Source organism: Dongia sp., assembly GCF_041906375.1.
Taxonomy (GTDB): domain Bacteria; phylum Pseudomonadota; class Alphaproteobacteria; order Dongiales; family Dongiaceae; genus Dongia.
Window position 1 is genome coordinate 218,499 of sequence record NZ_JAYRJJ010000004.1, and the last position, 17,543, is coordinate 236,041.

The 17,543-nt window shown below is 64.6% G+C and carries 17 protein-coding genes; 9 read left to right on the forward strand and 8 right to left on the reverse strand.

Going from position 1 to position 17,543, the window contains the following annotated elements:
- The 6 genes from ACE3OA_RS14870 to ACE3OA_RS14895 all read left to right on the forward strand — a co-directional run bounded on the left by ACE3OA_RS14870 (position 1) and on the right by ACE3OA_RS14895 (position 6,226).
- Positions 1–789, forward strand: a complete 789-nt coding sequence (locus ACE3OA_RS14870) for an inositol monophosphatase family protein (RefSeq protein WP_374312037.1) — start codon at positions 1–3, stop codon at positions 787–789.
- 182 nt (positions 790–971) lie between these two features.
- Positions 972–2,258 carry an OmpA family protein gene (locus tag ACE3OA_RS14875; RefSeq protein ID WP_374312039.1) on the forward strand — a complete coding sequence of 429 codons (1,287 nt, stop codon included), beginning with the start codon at positions 972–974 and terminating at the stop codon, positions 2,256–2,258.
- A gap of 71 nt (positions 2,259–2,329) precedes the next feature.
- Positions 2,330–3,436, forward strand: coding sequence for a flagellar motor protein MotA (locus ACE3OA_RS14880; RefSeq protein ID WP_374312041.1), 1,107 nt, complete (start codon positions 2,330–2,332; stop codon positions 3,434–3,436).
- 3 nt (positions 3,437–3,439) lie between these two features.
- Positions 3,440–4,591 (forward strand): peptidoglycan -binding protein, encoded by a 1,152-nt coding sequence (locus ACE3OA_RS14885; protein WP_374312043.1) that lies wholly within the window; start codon positions 3,440–3,442, stop codon positions 4,589–4,591.
- A 2-nt stretch (positions 4,592–4,593) separates the two neighbouring features.
- The gene (locus tag ACE3OA_RS14890) at positions 4,594–5,199 is read left to right on the forward strand and encodes a class I SAM-dependent methyltransferase (protein WP_374312044.1); all 606 of its coding nucleotides are present in this window, start codon (positions 4,594–4,596) and stop codon (positions 5,197–5,199) included.
- Between the two features lie 352 nt (positions 5,200–5,551).
- On the forward strand, positions 5,552–6,226 hold the full coding sequence (locus ACE3OA_RS14895) for a tetratricopeptide repeat protein (protein WP_374312046.1): 675 nt from the start codon (positions 5,552–5,554) through the stop codon (positions 6,224–6,226).
- On the opposite strand, the gene ACE3OA_RS14900 is transcribed toward ACE3OA_RS14895, so the two are convergent.
- Genes ACE3OA_RS14900 through ftsE form a run of 4 tightly spaced genes read right to left on the reverse strand, consistent with a single transcriptional unit; the run spans position 6,200 to position 9,344 of the window.
- The gene (locus tag ACE3OA_RS14900; protein WP_374312048.1) at positions 6,200–6,949 is read right to left on the reverse strand and encodes a lysophospholipid acyltransferase family protein; all 750 of its coding nucleotides are present in this window, start codon (positions 6,947–6,949) and stop codon (positions 6,200–6,202) included. The genes ACE3OA_RS14895 and ACE3OA_RS14900 overlap by 27 nt on opposite strands.
- A complete protein-coding gene (locus tag ACE3OA_RS14905) occupies positions 6,907–7,692 on the reverse strand; it encodes a YdcF family protein (RefSeq protein WP_374312050.1) in 786 nt (261 codons plus the stop codon). Before ACE3OA_RS14905 ends, ACE3OA_RS14900 begins: the two co-directional genes overlap by 43 nt.
- Before the next feature lie 21 nt (positions 7,693–7,713).
- A complete protein-coding gene (locus tag ACE3OA_RS14910) occupies positions 7,714–8,628 on the reverse strand; it encodes a cell division protein FtsX (protein WP_374312052.1) in 915 nt (304 codons plus the stop codon).
- Positions 8,628–9,344 (reverse strand): cell division ATP-binding protein FtsE, encoded by a 717-nt coding sequence (gene ftsE, locus ACE3OA_RS14915; protein ID WP_374312054.1) that lies wholly within the window; start codon positions 9,342–9,344, stop codon positions 8,628–8,630. Before ftsE ends, ACE3OA_RS14910 begins: the two co-directional genes overlap by 1 nt.
- Before the next feature lie 248 nt (positions 9,345–9,592).
- Between ftsE and ACE3OA_RS14920 the strand changes: the two genes are divergently transcribed.
- Positions 9,593–10,366, forward strand: coding sequence for a DUF3426 domain-containing protein (locus tag ACE3OA_RS14920; protein WP_374312056.1), 774 nt, complete (start codon positions 9,593–9,595; stop codon positions 10,364–10,366).
- 437 nt (positions 10,367–10,803) lie between these two features.
- Positions 10,804–11,172, forward strand: coding sequence for a response regulator (locus ACE3OA_RS14925; protein WP_374312058.1), 369 nt, complete (start codon positions 10,804–10,806; stop codon positions 11,170–11,172).
- Positions 11,173–11,348: 176 nt separating this feature from the next.
- On the opposite strand, the gene ACE3OA_RS14930 is transcribed toward ACE3OA_RS14925, so the two are convergent.
- The 4 genes from ACE3OA_RS14930 to argH all read right to left on the reverse strand — a co-directional run bounded on the left by ACE3OA_RS14930 (position 11,349) and on the right by argH (position 16,949).
- Positions 11,349–13,910, reverse strand: a complete 2,562-nt coding sequence (locus ACE3OA_RS14930; RefSeq protein ID WP_374312060.1) for a TIGR02302 family protein — start codon at positions 13,908–13,910, stop codon at positions 11,349–11,351.
- Positions 13,911–13,951: 41 nt separating this feature from the next.
- A complete protein-coding gene (gene lysA, locus ACE3OA_RS14935; RefSeq protein WP_374312062.1) occupies positions 13,952–15,211 on the reverse strand; it encodes a diaminopimelate decarboxylase in 1,260 nt (419 codons plus the stop codon).
- Between the two features lie 149 nt (positions 15,212–15,360).
- Positions 15,361–15,537 (reverse strand): hypothetical protein, encoded by a 177-nt coding sequence (locus tag ACE3OA_RS14940; RefSeq protein WP_374312064.1) that lies wholly within the window; start codon positions 15,535–15,537, stop codon positions 15,361–15,363.
- Positions 15,534–16,949 carry an argininosuccinate lyase gene (gene argH / locus ACE3OA_RS14945; protein WP_374312066.1) on the reverse strand — a complete coding sequence of 472 codons (1,416 nt, stop codon included), beginning with the start codon at positions 16,947–16,949 and terminating at the stop codon, positions 15,534–15,536. The genes ACE3OA_RS14940 and argH overlap by 4 nt, the downstream gene beginning before the upstream one ends.
- On the opposite strand from argH, the gene ACE3OA_RS14950 reads away from it, so the two are divergent.
- Positions 16,948–17,511, forward strand: coding sequence for a TlpA family protein disulfide reductase (locus tag ACE3OA_RS14950; protein WP_374312317.1), 564 nt, complete (start codon positions 16,948–16,950; stop codon positions 17,509–17,511). The genes argH and ACE3OA_RS14950 overlap by 2 nt on opposite strands.
- Positions 17,512–17,543: the final 32 nt, after the last annotated feature.

The window sequence follows — 17,543 nt, forward strand, 5'->3', positions numbered from 1 at the left end:
ATGGCGATGCGTTCTGCCCTGATCAATGTGATGTGCAAGGCGGCCGACAAGGCCGCAAGGTCCTTGCGCCGCGATTTCGGCGAGGTCGAGCAACTGCAGGTATCGCAGAAGGGCCCGGCGGATTTCGTCAGCACGGCCGATCACAAGGCGGAAAAGCTGATCAAGGAAGAGCTGAAGAAGGGCCGGCCGAATTTCGGCTTCCTGATGGAAGAAAGCGGCGAAGAGGCCGGGTCGGATACGGACTCGCGCTGGATCGTCGACCCACTCGACGGCACCACGAACTTTCTCCACGGCATCCCGCATTTCTGCATCTCGATCGCGCTCGAAGTGAAGGGCGAGATCACCGCAGGCGTCGTCTTCGACCCCATCAAGGACGAACTCTTTTACGCCGAAAAGGGCGCCGGCGCGTTCCTCAACGATCGCCGCATTCGGGTGTCGGGCCGCAAGAACCTCAATGAGAGCCTGCTGGCGACCGGTATCCCTTTCCGCGGCCACGGTCATATCGAGCGCTTCCAGAAGCAGATGGACAAGGCCATGCGCGAGACCGCCGGCATCCGCCGCTTCGGCGCCGCCGCCCTCGACCTCGCTTATGTCGCCTGCGGCCGCTATGAGGGCTTCTGGGAGGAATTCCTCTCGCCCTGGGATATCGCGGCCGGATTGCTGCTGGTGAAGGAAGCCGGCGGCTATGTCAGCGACTTCAAGGGCAAGCCGGTGGTGCTGGCGACGGGCGAGATCCTGGCCACCAACAACACCCTCCACGCCCCGATCCAGAACCTGATCGGCCACTGAGTCGCATCGCATTGGTTGCCGGCCGACTCGGCCACCTTGCGCGGTGGCGGTCCATTTATCCGCTAAATACTTAGCCCCACACGGCAAAGTGCCGGTTGTAGGGACAAAATCGGATCGGCTATAGTCCTGGCCAAATTGCACCCCTTTCTTGAGAGTGGCAGGCGGAAATGAGCAAGGCGGAAATGAGCAAGCAGGCAAACGCGTCGACCCGCGGCAACATCGTTCCCTCGGGTATCCAACGGCTCCTTCTGGCCGGCATGGCCGCCGCCGGCTGCCTCTATCTGGCCCCAGCGGCCCAGGCGCAGCAGGCCTACTATTTCCCGCAGGCGAGCAGCGCCCCGGTCAGCGTCAATTATGGGGCCCTGACCCCCTATGCCGCACCGGCGGCACCCGGTGTTCCAAGCGGTTTCCAGCCCTATGGCTACGCCCCGAATGCCCGCCTGAGCGCAGCGCCCAAATCCGTTTTTACCCCTTACAGCCAGCCCGCATACGCACCCCCCGCTTACGGGTCACCGGCAGCCGTTTACGGCCAACCGGTCTATGGCTATGCCCCGGCGCCGACAGTGGCCCCCTTCGTGGCGCCTTACGCCAATCCGGCCTTCGCCCCGGGCTTTGCCGCCAACCGCGCCGGCCTACCGGCCAGCACGCCGACCTCGAACGGATATCCGCAAAGCTATCTCAATGCTCCGGGCGCCCAGCAGAGCGCTGACGTGACGCCGACCAAGAAGAAGCGCAAGAAGAAGAAAGCCGCCGCTGTTCCGGCCGAAATGCCGGCCTCGACGCCGACCGCGACCGAGGAAGCTGCCGCCGCCCAGGTCGCCGCCGCCGAAGCGGTCTTGGAATCGGCGCCGGCCGCCCCGGCGACCCCGGCACCCGCCGAAACCCCGGTCGCGGCCGCCGAACCCGTTCCGGCACCGACCCCGCCCGCCGAGCCCGAAGCGGTTCCGGCCAGCGTGCCCTCACCGGCCGCAAGCGCGCCAGCCGCCGCGACCGCGGCAGCTCCCGCCGCTGCGCCAGCCGGCAGCGAGACACCGGCTGCGACAACCGAAACTCCGGCCGCCGAGGCGCCCGCCGCTGAACAGCCGGCCGAACAGGTCGCCAGCGCCGAGGCGCCGGCCGAGACCGCGCCCGATACCAGCGGCAGCGCCGTCCTGCCGGCCGGCGGCACGCGCATCGTCTTTGAACCGGGCAGCGATGATCTGCCCCAGGGCGCAACCGCTGACCTCGATGCCCTGGCCGAGAAGATGATCGGCGACCAGAACATCAAGGTGCAGGTCCTGGCCTATAGCAGCGGCACGCCGGATGCCGAGAGCCAGGCCCGCCGCAAGGCGCTGGCCCGCGGCCTCGAAGTGCGCAAGTACCTGATCGGCAAGGGCGTGCGCTCGAACCGCATCGATGTGCGTGCGCTCGGCACCAAATCCGAAGGCAACCCGGCCGACCGCGTCGACATCGTACCTGCCGCCGGTTGAGGTGGCGTGGGGGCCGCGAGGCCCCTAAGCACCGGCTTCACCGTGCTTGTTCCACCAGGAAGGATGCCTAGATGAGCCGTCCAATCTGGCAATTGCTGTGGATGCTGATCGGCCTCCTCGCGGCGATTGCCGTTACCGTCATCCTGTGGGAGCCGATCTCGGTCGCCTATTCCCATAATCCGGCGCTCAATACCGGCATCCTGATCGTCCTGCTGCTCGGCATCCTCTTCACCATCTGGCAGGTGGTGCGCCTCTACAGCGACATCGCCTGGATCGAGGATTACCGTACCGGCGGCTTCGCCCAGAGCTACGCGCAGCCGCGCCTGCTCGCCCCCATGGCGGCGATGCTGAAGGACAAGACCGGGCGCCTCAACCTCAACGCCAGTTCGCTCCGCTCCCTGCTCGACGGCATCCAGGCGCGCCTCGATGACAGCCGCGAGATCAGCCGCTACGTCACCAGCCTGCTGATCTTCTTAGGATTGCTCGGCACCTTCTGGGGCCTGCTCGGCACCGTAAAGGGCGTCTCCGATGCCATCGTCAATCTGCAGGTTGCCGGCGGCCAGGACCCGGCGGTGATGTTCGACACGCTGAAGCAGAGCCTCGCCAAGCCCCTGGGCGGCATGGGTATCGCCTTCTCCTCCTCGCTCTTCGGCCTTGCCGGTTCGCTCATCATCGGCTTCCTGGAATTGCAGGCGAGCCAGGCGCAGAACCGTTTCTTCAACGAGCTTGAGGACTGGCTGTCCGGCCAGACGCGCCTCACCTCGGGCGGTAGCGGCGCCTTTGCCGATGCCGGCGACCAGCCGATCCCGGCCTATATCCAGGCCCTGCTTGAGCAGAATGCCGAGAGCATCAACGAATTGCAGCGCGTCCTGCAGCGCGGCGAGGAAGGCCGCGGCGGGGCGGCCCAGGGTTTCAAGCAGCTCTCGGACCAGCTGGCCCAGCTCAACGATCAGCTCCGCAACCAGCAGCAGGTGACGGCGCGCCTGGCCGAGCTCGCCGCTTCCGGCGGCTTCGGCATCGATGCCAACAGCCGCAACCACCTCCGCAACCTCGACGCCCATCTGACACGCCTTGCCGACGAGCTGGCGCAAGGGCGCAATCAATCGGTCCAGGATATCCGCGCCGAGATCAAGCTGCTGGCCCGCACCATCGCCGCCGCCGCCAGCAGCGAGCGCTAAGACATGGCCGCCGCCGGACGCCGCCGCCAGCGACCGATGGAGGCCTGGCCGGGCTATGTCGACGTGCTGTCGACGCTGCTCATGGTCATCGTCTTCGTGCTGATGGTCTTCGTCGTGGCGCAGATGTTCCTCAGCCTCGCTTTGTCGGGCCGCGACGATGCCCTGGCCAAGCTCAACGCGCAGATATCCGAGATCGCCAACATGCTGGCGATGGAGAAGAAGACGGCCGAGGACCTCAAGAACCAGCTCTCGCAGATGTCCGGCGAACTGGCGAGTTCCACCGCCGAGCGCGACGAATTGAAGAACCAGCTCAATGTCGTGATCGGCGAGCGTGACGCCGCCAATCGCCAGGCGACCCTCAACGCCGACCAGGCCAAGAAGCTCACCGAGGCCTACCAGACCATCGATGCCGACCGGGAACGCATCACCGCCCTCCTCTCCGACATCGCGGCCCTTGAAAGCCTCAAGGACGAGATGCAGCAGAAAATCCTCGGCTCCGACGCCGAGAAGCAGAAGATCACCGACGAGGCGAAATTCCAGGTCGAGCTTCTCAACAAGCAGATGCTGGCGCTGCGCGAGGAGTTGTCGCGCATCACCCAGGCCCTCGACGCCTCGGAAAAGAAAGCCAAGGACCAGGAAGTCCAGATCGTCGACCTCGGCAACCGCCTCAATGCGGCCCTCGCGTCGAAGGTCGAGGAGCTGGCGCGCTATCGCTCCGAATTCTTCGGGCGCCTCCGGGAAGTACTGGGCGACCGGCAGGATATCCGTATCGTCGGCGACCGCTTCGTCTTCCAGTCCGAAGTCCTGTTCGACAGCGGCTCGGCCGTGCTGGGCGATGCTGGCAAGTCGCAGCTCGACGACCTTGCCACCACGCTGATCCTCCTTTCGATGGATATCCCCAAGGATCTCGACTGGGTCCTGCGCATCGACGGCCATACCGACCGCCGCCCGATCGCCACGGCACAATTCCCCTCGAACTGGGAACTCTCCACCGCCCGCGCCGGCGCCGTCGCCAAATATCTCATCAGCCGCGGCCTCCCCGCCGACCGCATGGTCATCGCCGGCTATGCCGAATTCCGCCCGCTCGATGCGGCCGACAGTGACGAAGCCTACACCAAGAACCGCCGCATCGAGTTCAAGCTGGACCAGCGCTGACAATGCCGGCCATTCCCGGCACTGCGGGTTATGCCGCTGAAGCGGACGAGCTTGCTGTCCGCTATGAAAGCTATGGTTTCGAAGGGACCCATGGGCCGATCCTGGCACACCTGCCGGAAACGGGTTCGGTGCTCGACATCGGCGCCGGCACAGGTCGCGACGCCGCTGGGTTCGCAGCACGGGGCCACGAGGTTCTGGCCGTCGAGCCGACTGCTGAAATGCGTGCCCATGGCCAGCGCCTGCACCCCGACCCTCGTATAACCTGGCTGGACGATTCCCTGCCGCATCTCGAACGCGTCCTTGCGCGCAAGCAGCGCTTTGCCATCGTCATGCTGACCGCCGTCTGGATGCATCTCGATGCCGAGGAACGCCGGATCGCCATGCCGCATGTGGCGGGATTGGTGGCGCCGGGCGGTGCCCTGGCCTTCTCGCTCCGCCACGGTCCCGTTCCGCCCGGACGGCGCATGTTCGACGTCTCGGCGGAAGAAACATCGCGCCTCGCCGCCGAATACGGCCTTCAGGAAGTCGTGCGCCTGGAAAACAGGTCCGGGCAGCAGCAAGGTGCCGGCGTGACCTGGTCACGGCTGGTGATGCGGGCCAGCGAATAGACCTATCTCCGCCAGCGTCTTGCGGATCATCAAGCCATCCGATACACTCTCTAAGGTTGTAGACGAGATAATAAGTACTATGCAGTGGTACAAATCGGTTCTCTGCCGGTCGCGCAACACCTTCCTGATGGACAGAGGCGTGATTGGCCTTGCGCTTTCGTTAGTGGTCGCAGTCCCCTTGCTGACCGCACACGGAGCGCACGCATGTACAATTGGGCCATCGGCACAGTCCACACCTGAGATACCTGCCGCCGACCGTGCGCGCGCGGCACTAAAGTACAATGACCTCATTGCCGAGATAACTGTCCTTTCGCGCGTCGCGCCCAGTGAGCGCGGGAAACAGTGTCGACAATTGATGACACTCGACTGCACGGGCGAAGATGCAGATCCCCGCTGCGAAGGCATGGCAGATAGTCTTGTCCAGTACTGTAGCTTCGACGCTGCCATTCGTGTCCAATTCGGCAAGATATGGAAAAACGCGACACGCGATGCTTCCGACATCATCTATGTGGGGGTAGGCGGATATCCGAATCAAGTTCCCGATTCAGGTGGGAGTTGCGACAGCAATCCCGTCATCACAGCCGGTGATTCGTTTATCTTTTGTGGTTCGATCGATAGCGACGGCGCTTTGACCGGTACCGCCTGCGACCATGACGCGCTCTTTGATCGTGTGAAGACGCAACGAGATGCGCTGGCCGCCGTCGTGAAAGCAGCTCCGAAAAATGATGCGGCTCTCGGTGAACTGGCGCAATTCCTGGAGAACTGGGGCGAAGTCGACGCAGCGCTCGCGGCATACGCCAAGCTGCGAGACCTGTCGCCGGATAAGGCGGTCGGCTATGCGGGCCCAGGCCGCATGCTCTATGCCAAGCAACGATTTACCGAGGCCGTCCCCTTTTTGGAGCAGGCACTCCGTCGCACGCCGGGCGATGCCAATCTCTCTTCGCTGCTAGCGGCAGCGCGACGCGAGGCGAAGTACTGCGCGGCAATGCGACGCAATCCTCTACTCGCCTGCCGCCAACCGATTTGATGCGCTCTCAATGCGGCTTTCCAACTCACGCATGAAGGCCTTGCGGTCGAGGCCGGGGGCGATGGGGGGGAGATATTTGATGGTGATGGTGCCGGGCTTCTTGAGCACCGCTTTCCTGCCCCAGAAGAGGCCGGAATTGAGCGCCACGGGCACCACCGGCACGCCGAGCTGTGCATAGAGAGCGGCGATGCCGGGCTGGTAGGGTTTGCTGTGGCCCGGTGTCACGCGGGTACCTTCAGGGAAGATCACGACCGGGCGGCCTTCGGCGAAGATCGCCTTGGCGTCGGCCACCATCTTCTTGAGGGCGCTGGCCTTGCCGCTGCGGTCGATGGCGATCATGCCGGTCCGCGCCAGGAACCAACCGAAGACCGGGATGAGCAGCAGCTCCTTCTTCAGCACGAAGGCCGGATGGTTGAGCCGCCAGGAAAGAAACAAGGTCTCCCAGGCCGATTGATGCTTCACGGCAAAGAGGACCGGTTCATGCGGCAGGTTCTCGCGGCCGATCTCGCGCGCATCGAGGCCCACGCAGACCTTCAAGAGCCACAGCGCGCCGCCGATCCAGAACTTCGCGGCGGCATGGATGGCGCGCGACGGCGCCAGCAGCAGCGGCAGGCAGATGATGTGCATCGCCGCCGTCCACAGCAGATAGAGAATGTTGAAGACGATGGCGCGGAGGGCGGTCATGGCGCGCTGGACCAGGGCCGGGGCAGCCAATCCGGCCATTTGAGCTCGGGCAAATCGATGTCGGGCCAATCCCAAGCGGGCAGATGCCAATCCGGCCACCAATCCGGCTGCTGATGCATGCCGTCGAGCCACAGCATGCCGTCCTGCAGCAGGGCGCGGCCCCAGGCGCCGATGAACTTGTGATACTCGCTGCCCAGCAACATCAGGATGCGCGGGCTGACGAACCACCAGCTGTCCTGAACTTCCTTGGGGAAGACCGGATGCGGGATGATGGTGATGCCCGGCAAGGCCCGGTGGAATTCGAGCTGGCTGCGCTTCATGTGGTAATTGGCGGTCACCAGCCGGACCGAGGTGACCTTGTTGTCACGCACCCAGGCCGCCGTCTCGACGGCGTTGCCGACGGTATTCCCGGCCTCGTAGTCCAGGGTGACGCAGCAGGCGAGGTTGGCCGGCGATGGCACCACGCTCTTGTCGCTGGTCATGCCATCAACCACCTGTTGCAGGGTGACGCCCTGCGCCACGCCGGTGATCAGCATGCGGGGGGAAAGGCCGGCATCGAGCAGGCGGAAGCCTTCGGCCAGCCGGTCACCGCCGCCGGTGAGGACGACGATGGCATCGGTCCTGGCCTCGCCATCCTTCACCGCGCGCGGGATGAAGCCGACAAACCCTAAGAAGCCGATCAGCCACAGAAACGCAGCCAGCAGCAGCAGGTGGACGAGCTTGCGGCCCAGCCCTTCGCGCTGTGCGTGCGGATCGCGGAAATTGATGCGGTTGACCCCCATGGCGCGACCTATCTAGCAGGTTCAAATGAACCGCGCCAGCGACCGCAGAACGGTCCAGCGGGCGGTCACCATGGCGATGAGGGCGGTAGCAACGGGGAGCAGCCCGAGGACGCCCCATTGCCAAGGCAGGAGGCGAAGATCGAGGGCGAGATCGGCGGCCGTTTCAGCATTTCCTGCAATGGGGCCGGCGACCTGCAGCAGATGGTCGGCGCCGAGCAGCGTTCCCGCCGCCAGCAGCGTGCCGATGGCACCGCCGAGAAGGCCCTGGCGCAGCGACTGCGCCTGGAATTGCTGGGCGATATAGGCGTCGGGCGCGCCGATGAGATGGACGATCTCGATCACGCTGCGATGGATCGAAAGCCCGGTCCGGGTCACGAAAATGATGGTGAGCGCGGTCGCCGCCAGCACCAGGCCCGTGAGCAACAGCGCCAGCAGTTTGAGGCCGCGCAGGAAGGCCAGTGCATCGGCAATCCAATCGGCATGGGTGTCGACCCGGGCGCCCGGCTGGATGGCCGACAAATCCCGCTGCAACTGCGTCTGGTCGAGTGCTGCATCGTCGCGCAGGGTAACCGCAATCATGGCGGGGAGCGGAATGTCGAGCTCGCTTGCCTCCGGCCCCAGCCAGGGCTCCAGCAGGCGCGCGATTTCGCGGTCGTCGAGCAGCGTCGTCCCGGCAACACCCGGCGTGGCGCTGAGGAGATCGATCACCTTGTCCAGCACTTCGGAGCGTTCGGTGACGCTGACATCGTCGGTGAACGGCACCTCGACGGTGAGATTGCCGGTCAGCCCACTCTCCCAATGCGCCGACAGCCGGTCGACCACCATGGCGCTGCCGACGGCAAGGGCCGCGAGATAGACCATGAAACCCAGGATCCAGGGCAGGAATTTGGCGGCCGCGTCGCGGTCGAGCGGCAGATCGGTGCGCAAGCCCAGCATCACGCGTTCCCCTGGCTTGCGGCATTGTGGCCGAAAGCGCCCTGCGCCATGGCGGCAGGATCGAACACCCGCACGCTGCCTTGCTCGAGGCGCAATTGCCGGTGCGTGAAGCGGCTGACCAGGGCGTCATTATGCGTGGCCACGACGACCGTGGTGCCGAGCTTGTTGAGCTCCTCGAAGAGATACATGAGGCGCAGGCCGATGACGTCGTCGACATTGCCGGTGGGCTCGTCGGCCAACAGCAGGTTGGGCCGGGCGATGACGGCCCGGGCGATGGCGACGCGCTGCTGCTGGCCGCCCGAGAGGGTGGCCGGCAGGGCGTTCAATTGATCGGCCAATCCCACCCAGCTCAGCAATTCGCTGCAATGACGGCGGATGTCGGCTTCGCGCACACCGGCAACGCGCAGGGGCAGCGCCACATTGTCGAGCGCCGACAGATGCTCGATCAGCCGGAAGTCCTGGAACACGACACCGACCCGACGCCGAATCGAGGGGAAATCGACGGGCTGCAGGGTCGCCACATCGCGCCCGAACAGATTGACCAGGCCCGAGGTCGGCCGCAGGCCAAGATACATCAGCTTCAGCAATGAGGATTTGCCGGCCCCCGAGCGCCCGACCAGAAAATGGAACGAGCCCGGCGCCAGGGTGAAGCTGATATCCTTGAGAATCTGCGGTCCGGCGCCGTATTGCACCGAGACCTGATCGAATAAAACCACGTGCTCACATCCCAGCTGACCAGCGCCCCGCCAGTCTATAGAAGCGGTCGCAGCGCAAGACCGAAAGTTAACATGGCATAGCGGCTTTGCCTTCGTAAAGCTGATGCCAGAGGGCGACTCGGCGGAAGAAAGATGATTTTTCAGTCTCTTGCCGGGATCATTCCCGCCCCCCGATCACCCCTCGGGCTTGTCCCCTGCCCGCCCGCGACCTATAAACGTCGGGGGATGTCGATCGAGCGGACGAATCAGTGATTGTTTCCTGCCCAGCCTGTGCCACCCGGTTCTCGTTGGATGCCGCCTTGCTCGGCGATTCCGGACGCAATGTCCGTTGCGCCAAATGCGCCCATAAATGGAAGCAATTACCGCCCAAGCTGGAAAACCCGGATGGGACGCCGGCCGACCTAGCGGCGGCGGCTGACGAAGTACCAGCCCAGGAACCGGCCCCGGAAGCAGCGCCGGAACCCGCTGCCCCGCCGGCCGAGCCCACAATCGACATTCCGGCGGCACCGCCGCGGCCACGCTCGCCGCAGCGCCCGACGGGGCCCATCACCGTGCCGCCCAAGCTGCGCCCGATGATGCCCAAGCGCCGCTTCACGGTCCGCCCGTCCTACCTGCTCATTGCCGGCATGGTGTTGGGCTTGGCGGCGGCCTTCCTCTTCCGGGCCGAGATTTCGCGCGCTGTCCCGGCGCTCGACATGGTCTACAGCCTGATGGGCATTTCCACGAGCAGCCCGGCCGAAGACCTTGAGACGGCCAATCTCGTCTTCAATCGCCGCAACGAGGACGGCAAATCGGTCTATTCGGTCCAGGCCGACGTTTTCAACAAGTCGGAATTCCCGGTCGCCCTGCCGGATCTCGCCGTCATCGCCCTGGATGCGGACCGCAAGCGCCTGGAGCCCGCCCATGTGTTCAGTCTCGAACAGGAGACGATCGAACCGGGCGAAACGATCACCTTCCGCACCTTCATGGACACGCTCCCCAAAGGCACCAAGACGCTGCGAATCGAATTCCGAGTCGAATAGATTTACGCCTCCTCGCCCTGACGGGGCGGCTCACTATTTTGTCGCATCACACTTTCGCGACATGCCGAAATTCCGGTATCCCGCTGAAAAAATGCCATAAATCCGCCATTTTCAGAGTCGCAAATAGGCCTCGCTAGGTGAGCAGTCTCACCAAAAATTAACGGTTTTGGCCTACGCTCACCTCGAAGTCGTTGCGTAATACCCCGGACCATCGGTTCGACGCCCAGGCGTCGACGCAGGTGATCCAGGGAACCGAAGGTGGAAAAGATCGTTGTGGCGCGGCGGCGCTGGTGTGCCGCGGCAAGTTCCGATCTCCTCCCGGCCTTCGGCGGGCGGCAACGGCAGAAGAGAATTGGTGAGATTAGATGTCGGTCATGACTGCGCGCGCTGTTTCCATGAGAACCAGAAGGGCTGAAAACACTGTGTCCGCAATCCTGTTGGCTGAAGACGACGAATCCGTCCGCGCCTTCGTTACCCGAGCGCTCACCCATCGCGGCCACGAAGTCACCGCCGTCGGTGACGGCGATGCGGCTGTCAAAGCCCTGAAGGCGCAAACCTACGATTTGATGCTGACAGATATCGTCATGCCGGGCCTCGACGGCCTCGCTCTCGCCGAAACCGCCGCGCGCATCAACCCGCGCATGACCGTCCTGATGATGACCGGCTTTGCCGAAGCCCGCGAACGCGCCGATGGTGCCCGCGGCCAGCAGAGCCCGGTTGCCGACATCATCACCAAGCCCTTCAGCCTGCAGCAGATCTGCAACGCGGTCGACGCCGCCCTGTCCGGCCTGCGCCCCGTCAACTGATCGCGCTGCCGCTTCAGGCAGGTATCAACGTCAGCAACCCGCCATAGCGGACCAGCCGCCCGATCAGGGGCAGGCGGATTTTCTCGTCGAATTGATGGCAAGGACGCTCCTCACCTCACGCAGGCCAGGTGCGGCCACAACATTTGACGATCACAATGTAAGTGAGCTGTCGCCAGCTAGAACTGCTTCAGCAGCCGGTCGAGATAGTCGCGCTCCTGCTTGGGGCGGCTGGGGTCGTTGCGGCGTTTGCGGAGCTCTTCGAAGATATCGCGCGCTTTTTGCTGCGGGTCCTTGCCTTCGCCCAGATCGATTTTGGAACTGTCGATGGCATTGCCGCCCGGTCCGTCATCATTGGCCGGCCTACCCAGCGGGTCCATTTTCGAGCGCGCGCCGCGGCCGGGCATCTGGCCGGCCTGGCGCTGCATCATCTCCTGCGCCGCCTGCATGCCCTGCTGCAGCTGATTGAGCGCGTTGTTCTGATCCTCGGCGGCGTTGCCGAAATCCTGATTGTTGAGCTTGTCGACGGCGCCGCGCATATATTGCTCGGCCTCGCCAAGGCCCTGCGGCAGATCGCCCAGCAGATTGCCGAAGCGCTGCATCAGATTGCCGAGGTCGCGCCGAAGCTGCTCCTGCCCCATGGCGCCGGAACCGGCCGCCTGGCCGTTGCCGCCATCGCCCGGCAGTCCTTCGCCCGGCTGCTGTCCCTGGCCTTCCTGCCCCTGGCCCATTTCGCCTTCGCCCATGCCTTGTTCGCCCGGTTGCTGGCCGCGCTGGGCATTGTAGCTCTCCTCCAGCAGCTTCTGCTGGCGCTGCATCAGGCGGGCCAGCTCGCTGCTCAATTCCTGCTGTGCGCGGCCTTCTGCACTCATGGTCGAGGGGACGCCCGCCTGCAGGTTCTCCATCATCTTCTGCAACTGCTCGAGCATCTGCTTGGCGGAATCCTTCGCGCCCGAGCGCGCCATGTTGCGCGCGTCGTTGAGCATCTGGTTGAGATCCTTCTGCGACAGTTTCAGCCCGTTGGGCGAGAGCTGGCGCAAGGGCTGTCCGCTTTCCAGCGCCCGCTGCAATTGCTGCTGCAGATCCTGCATGTAGCGGTTCATCGCTTCCTGCAGCTGGTTCATCAGACGCTCGATCTCCTCATCCGAAGCGCCGCGATCGAGTGCCGCCTGCAACTCCTGCTGCAGACGGCGGAATTCGCTCAAGGCCAGCGATGTACCGCCGTCTTCGAGATCGACCGCGGTATCCCACATCAGCTGCAGGATCGGCGGCAGGTCCGAGGGGGCGAATTCGGCGGCCATCAGGCGCCGGGCGGCGAAATCCATGCCCATGAAGGCGACGATGCGGTCCTCATAGGTTTCCGGCTGGGCCTTCAGCACCATCAATTCGCGCGCGACCGAGGTATGAAACTCCCAATCGCTGGCGACGCGCTTGCGTAATTCGATGATGGCGCGCGCCACCGGATGATAGAACTTCCGCTCCGGCAGGGTCAGTGCCAGGGGTGCCGAGGCGCCGATCTGGCCCATGGCGTCGCGGGCCACCAGGCGCAGCTCGACATCGAGGCCGGCCCAGCGATGCGCGGTGAAGTCCTGGAAGCTGCCGCCCTGGGCCGTATGCTGCCCATCTTCGCCGATGCCGGCCTGGGCGAGCGGCAGTTTGAACTCGAAATCTTCCGTGCCGCGGCTCATCACCAGGCGCAGGTCATTAACACCGTAATCGTCGCTGGCGCTGTAGCCCAAGCGCAGGACACCGCGATCGGTGACACCCGGATTGCCCCCGAACTGGGCGCTGGGCGCCATGTCCGGCACCATCTCGACCGGCCATTCGATGATGGTGGAGAGGCCCGACCGGACACCGATGGCGTTGCCCTTGGTCAGGGTCACCTCGGCACGCTGCGTGCTGGCGTCGAGCGCTTCAAAAGGCAGTTTCTCGTCATTGGCGACAAGGCTGGCCGGTCCGCCCATGCCGCTGGTCGGCAAGCCTTGCGCCTGCATCAGCAGGCGCGAGCCCATCGGTACTTTCAAGACGGACCCGTCCCCCGCTTCCGCGAGGCTGAGGCTGATCGGCGGCAAGCCGGTATAGTCGGGCGGCGTGATCCAGGCCTCGACCGTGATCTGGTCGCTGTCTTCGATGCCGGCGAAATTCGGCACCAGGGCCTGGTCGAGGCGCCGCATCCACGCCTCGTTGGCGCTGAAGAAGGCCGTCACCGCCAGCAGCAGGGCAAGCTGGCGCAGGGCATAAGGATCGCGCGCGGTGAGGCCGCTGTCGGGGAAGCGGAGGTCGAGCTGCCCGATCGAGGCCATCAACCGCGCCCGGTGACGCTGCCACAGGCTGGTCGCAGCCGGATCGATCAGGTTGCTGACCTGCGCGTCGTCGATATGGGTGAGCGGCCGGTGCGCCAGGCCGCTGTCGCGTTCCAGGCGGCGCAGCGCCTCGCGCCAAGCCGGCAGGCGGAAGCCGCGGGCGCCGCGCCAAATGGCATAGACCAGGGCAGCGGCGGCAAGGATCAGCAGTGCGACATGGGCCCAGACGCCAATGAGGCGCGGCAGGCCGGCCCAGGCAATGGCGAGTGCCACGGCGCAGACCACCAGCGGCGGCGTCAGTGCAGCCCAAATCTGTTCGATGAGCAGCACGACCCATGAGGCCAGGGCCATCACCCGGACACGGAATGGCAGGCCGGTCGCCGATGCGGCGGGCGCCGGCGGGGTCTTGTCACTCCTGAGAACCGGGCCTGACGCCATCAATCCTCCGCCGTCAATCCTCCTGGGGGTGGGCTGACAGTCTACAGCCAGCTCGGAATTCTGTCTTGACCGATGATTGCGTCATAAGTTTGACGCGGCCTAACCACTTCAAACTTATCGCCTTTCACCAGCACCTCCGGCACCAGAGGGCGGGTGTTGTAGGTCGACGACATGACAGCGCCGTAAGCCCCGGCCTCGCGGAAGACGACGAGATCGTCGGGCTGCAGCGGCGGCAGCGGCCGCTGCTCGGCGAACTGGTCGCCCGTCTCGCAGATCGGCCCCACCACGTCGACCCGCGCCACCGGGGCGTCGTCGGCCGGCTGCCGCACCGGCTGGATCTGGTGATAGGCGTCATAGAGAGTCGGGCGGATGAGATCGTTCATGGCCGCATCGACGATGACGAAGCTGCGGCTCACCCCTTCCTTCACATTGATGACGCGCGCGACCAGAATGCCGGCATTGCCGACGATGGCGCGGCCGGGCTCGGCCTCCAGTTTGAGGCCGAGATTGCCGAAATTCTCCGCCACCGCATTCGTATAGTCGGAGAAACCGATGGTCTGCTCGTCGCGATAGGTGATGCCGACACCGCCGCCCAGATCAACCCGTTCGACCGCGTGCCCTTTGAGACGCAACGCCTTCACCAGATCCGCCATCTTCTGAAAGGCGTGCTTGAAGGGTGCTATGTCGATGAGCTGCGAGCCGATATGGCAGGCAAGCCCCTTGACCTCGATACCGGGCAGCGCGGCCGCCTCGGCATAGATCGCCGGCGCATGGTCGATATCGATGCCGAACTTGTTTTCCGCCTTGCCCGTGGCGATCTTGGCATGCGTCTTCGCGTCGACATCCGGATTGATGCGCAAGGCGACCGGCGCGCGCGTGCCAAGGCTCAGCGCCACCTCGTTGAGGGCGCGAAGTTCGCCTGGCGATTCCACGTTGAACTGATAGATGCCGACTTTCAACGCCTCGGCCATCTCGGCGCGCGTCTTGCCGACGCCGGCAAAGACAATATCGCCGGCTTTGATCCCGGCCTTGATCGCCCGGTACATCTCGCCCACGGAAACGACGTCGGCGCCGGCGCCGAGCGAGGCCAGGGTCTTGATCACCGCCTGGTTGGAATTGGCCTTGAGCGAGTAATAGAGCTTGGCGTTGAGCCCGCCCAGCGCCGCATCGAAATTGCGAAAATTATCGGTGAGCTTGGCCGTCGAATAGCAATAGAAAGGCGTCCCCACCTCGGCCGCGATACGGCTCAGCGGCACACCTTCGGCGTAGAACTCGCCGTTCTGATAGTGAAAATGGCTCATGATCTTTCCATCATCTTAACAACGTCATGCCCGGGCCCTGTCGGCGTATGCCGACATGCGTCGGCGGGGATCCGGGCATCCACTCTCCAAACTGCACCAGTGGATCCCCGGGTCTTCGCCCGGGGATGACGCTGGATGGTATCCGGAATTCACCCGCTGAAGATGCCGGTCTGCGGCTTGGGCGTCTGCGGATATTGCGTCGGATACTGGTCCTTATGGACTTCCTTGGGCAGTTCCGGCACGCCGTTGCGGCCGCAAGCACTCACGCCGGCAAGCAGCGCCAGCGCGGCGGCCAATGTCAGCACGGACAGTTTCGACATCTTCATAGCAAACGCTCCCTGGCGGCTTTGGCAGCGGCACGCACATTGTCCGGGGCGGTACCACCCTCGGATCTGCGGCCGGCCGCCGAATTTTCGACCTTCAGCACCGGATAGACGGAATCGGTGATGCGCGGCTCGACCTCCTGCATCTCGGCAAGGCTGAGATCGCTCAATCCCTTGCCCTGGCCTTCCGCGCGCTTCACCAGCGTGCCGGTGACGTGATGCGCATCGCGGAACGGCAGGCCCAGTTCCTTCACCAGCCAATCGGCCAGATCCGTGGCGGTCAGGAAGCCGCGTTCGCACGCCTCGCGCATGCGCGCGCGGTTGGGTGTGAGATCCCGCACCATGCCGGTCATCGCCGCCAGCGACAGCAGCACCGTATCCGTGGCGGCAAAGGTCGGCGCCTTGTCGTCCTGCATGTCCTTGCCATAAGTGAGCGGCAGGCCTTTGAGGATGATGAGCAACTGCACCATCATGCCGATGACTTCACCGGCCTTGGCGCGCACCAGTTCCGCCGCATCCGGATTCTTCTTCTGCGGCATGATCGAGGAGCCGGTGGTGAAGGCGTCTGAAAGGGAGATGAAACGGAAGCCCTCGCTCATCCAGATCACGATCTCTTCCGCGAGACGCGAGAGATGCACCGAGAGGATCGAGAGTGCCGACAGATATTCCAGCGCGAAATCGCGGTCCGAGACCGCGTCCAGCGAATTGGCGGCCGGCCGGTCGAAGCCGAGGGCCTTGGCCGTCATCTGCCGGTCGATCGGAAAGGTGGTGCCGGCAAGGGCCGCGGCGCCGAGCGGGCTCTCATTGAGGCGCCGGCGTGCATCGCTCAGGCGGCCGAGATCGCGCCCCAGCATCTCGACATAGGCGAGGAGATGATGGCCGAAGGTCACCGGCTGCGCCGGTTGCAGATGCGTATAACCCGGCATCACCGTGGCCGCTTCCGCCTCGGCGCGGTCGATGAGGGCCGCCACAAGGGCGCGCGTCTCCAGCGTCACCTCGTCGCAGGCGCGCCGCACCCACAGCTTGAAATCGGTCGCCACCTGGTCATTGCGCGAGCGCGCGGTGTGGAGCCGCCCGGCGGGTTCGCCGATCAGTTCCTTGAGGCGCTGCTCGACATTCATGTGAATGTCCTCCAGCGCCGTCTTGAACTCGAAATTGCCGGCCTCGATCTCGGCCTTCACCTGATGAAGGCCCTTGGCGATGGCGGCGCCGTCGGTCTCGGTGATGATACCCTGCTTCACCAGCATGGCGGCATGCGCCAGCGAGCCCTGGATGTCCTCGGCATAAAGGCGCTTGTCGACGCCGATGGAGGCATTAATCTGCTGCATGATCGCTGCCGGGCCGGCGGCAAACCTGCCGCCCCACATGCTGTTGGCGGAATCCGGCGCGACTGAAGATTGGTTCTTGGCACTCATGATATTGAAAAAGACCGCCTTTTTGGGCTCCCTGTTGGCACTATCGCTCTGGGCGGCACAACTTTCACCGGCCCTGGCCGACGGCACATCCCCGAAACTGGGCGACTTTAGCCCGTTCAATCCGCCCCTGCCAACGCCCAATGAGGATTTCCAGGACGCCCTGGGCGCCAAAATGACCCTGGCCCAGTTCAAAGGCCAGGTGGTGGTGCTCAATTTCTGGGCCAGCTGGTGCGGCCCCTGTGTCGCCGAAATGCCGACCCTCGACACCCTCCAGGGCGATCTCGCGGACGCCGGGCTCAAGGTCGTGGCCATCAGCCTCGATCGCGATGGGGTGAAAAAGGCCGCCCCCTTCTTCCGCCGGACCGGCGTCAAGAATCTGAAGCTCTACACCGACCGCACCAGCGACCTCTTCCAGGAACTCAAAGGCAGCGCGCTTCCCACCACCTATCTGCTCGATCGCGACGGCAATGTCGTCTCGGTCTATGTCGGCGCCACCGATTGGGCCTCGGACAAGGTGAAGGCCGAACTCAAGAAATACCTCGACGCCAAGCCGGCGGGGTGAGGCATAGAAAAAGGCGCCCGCATCGGGCGCCT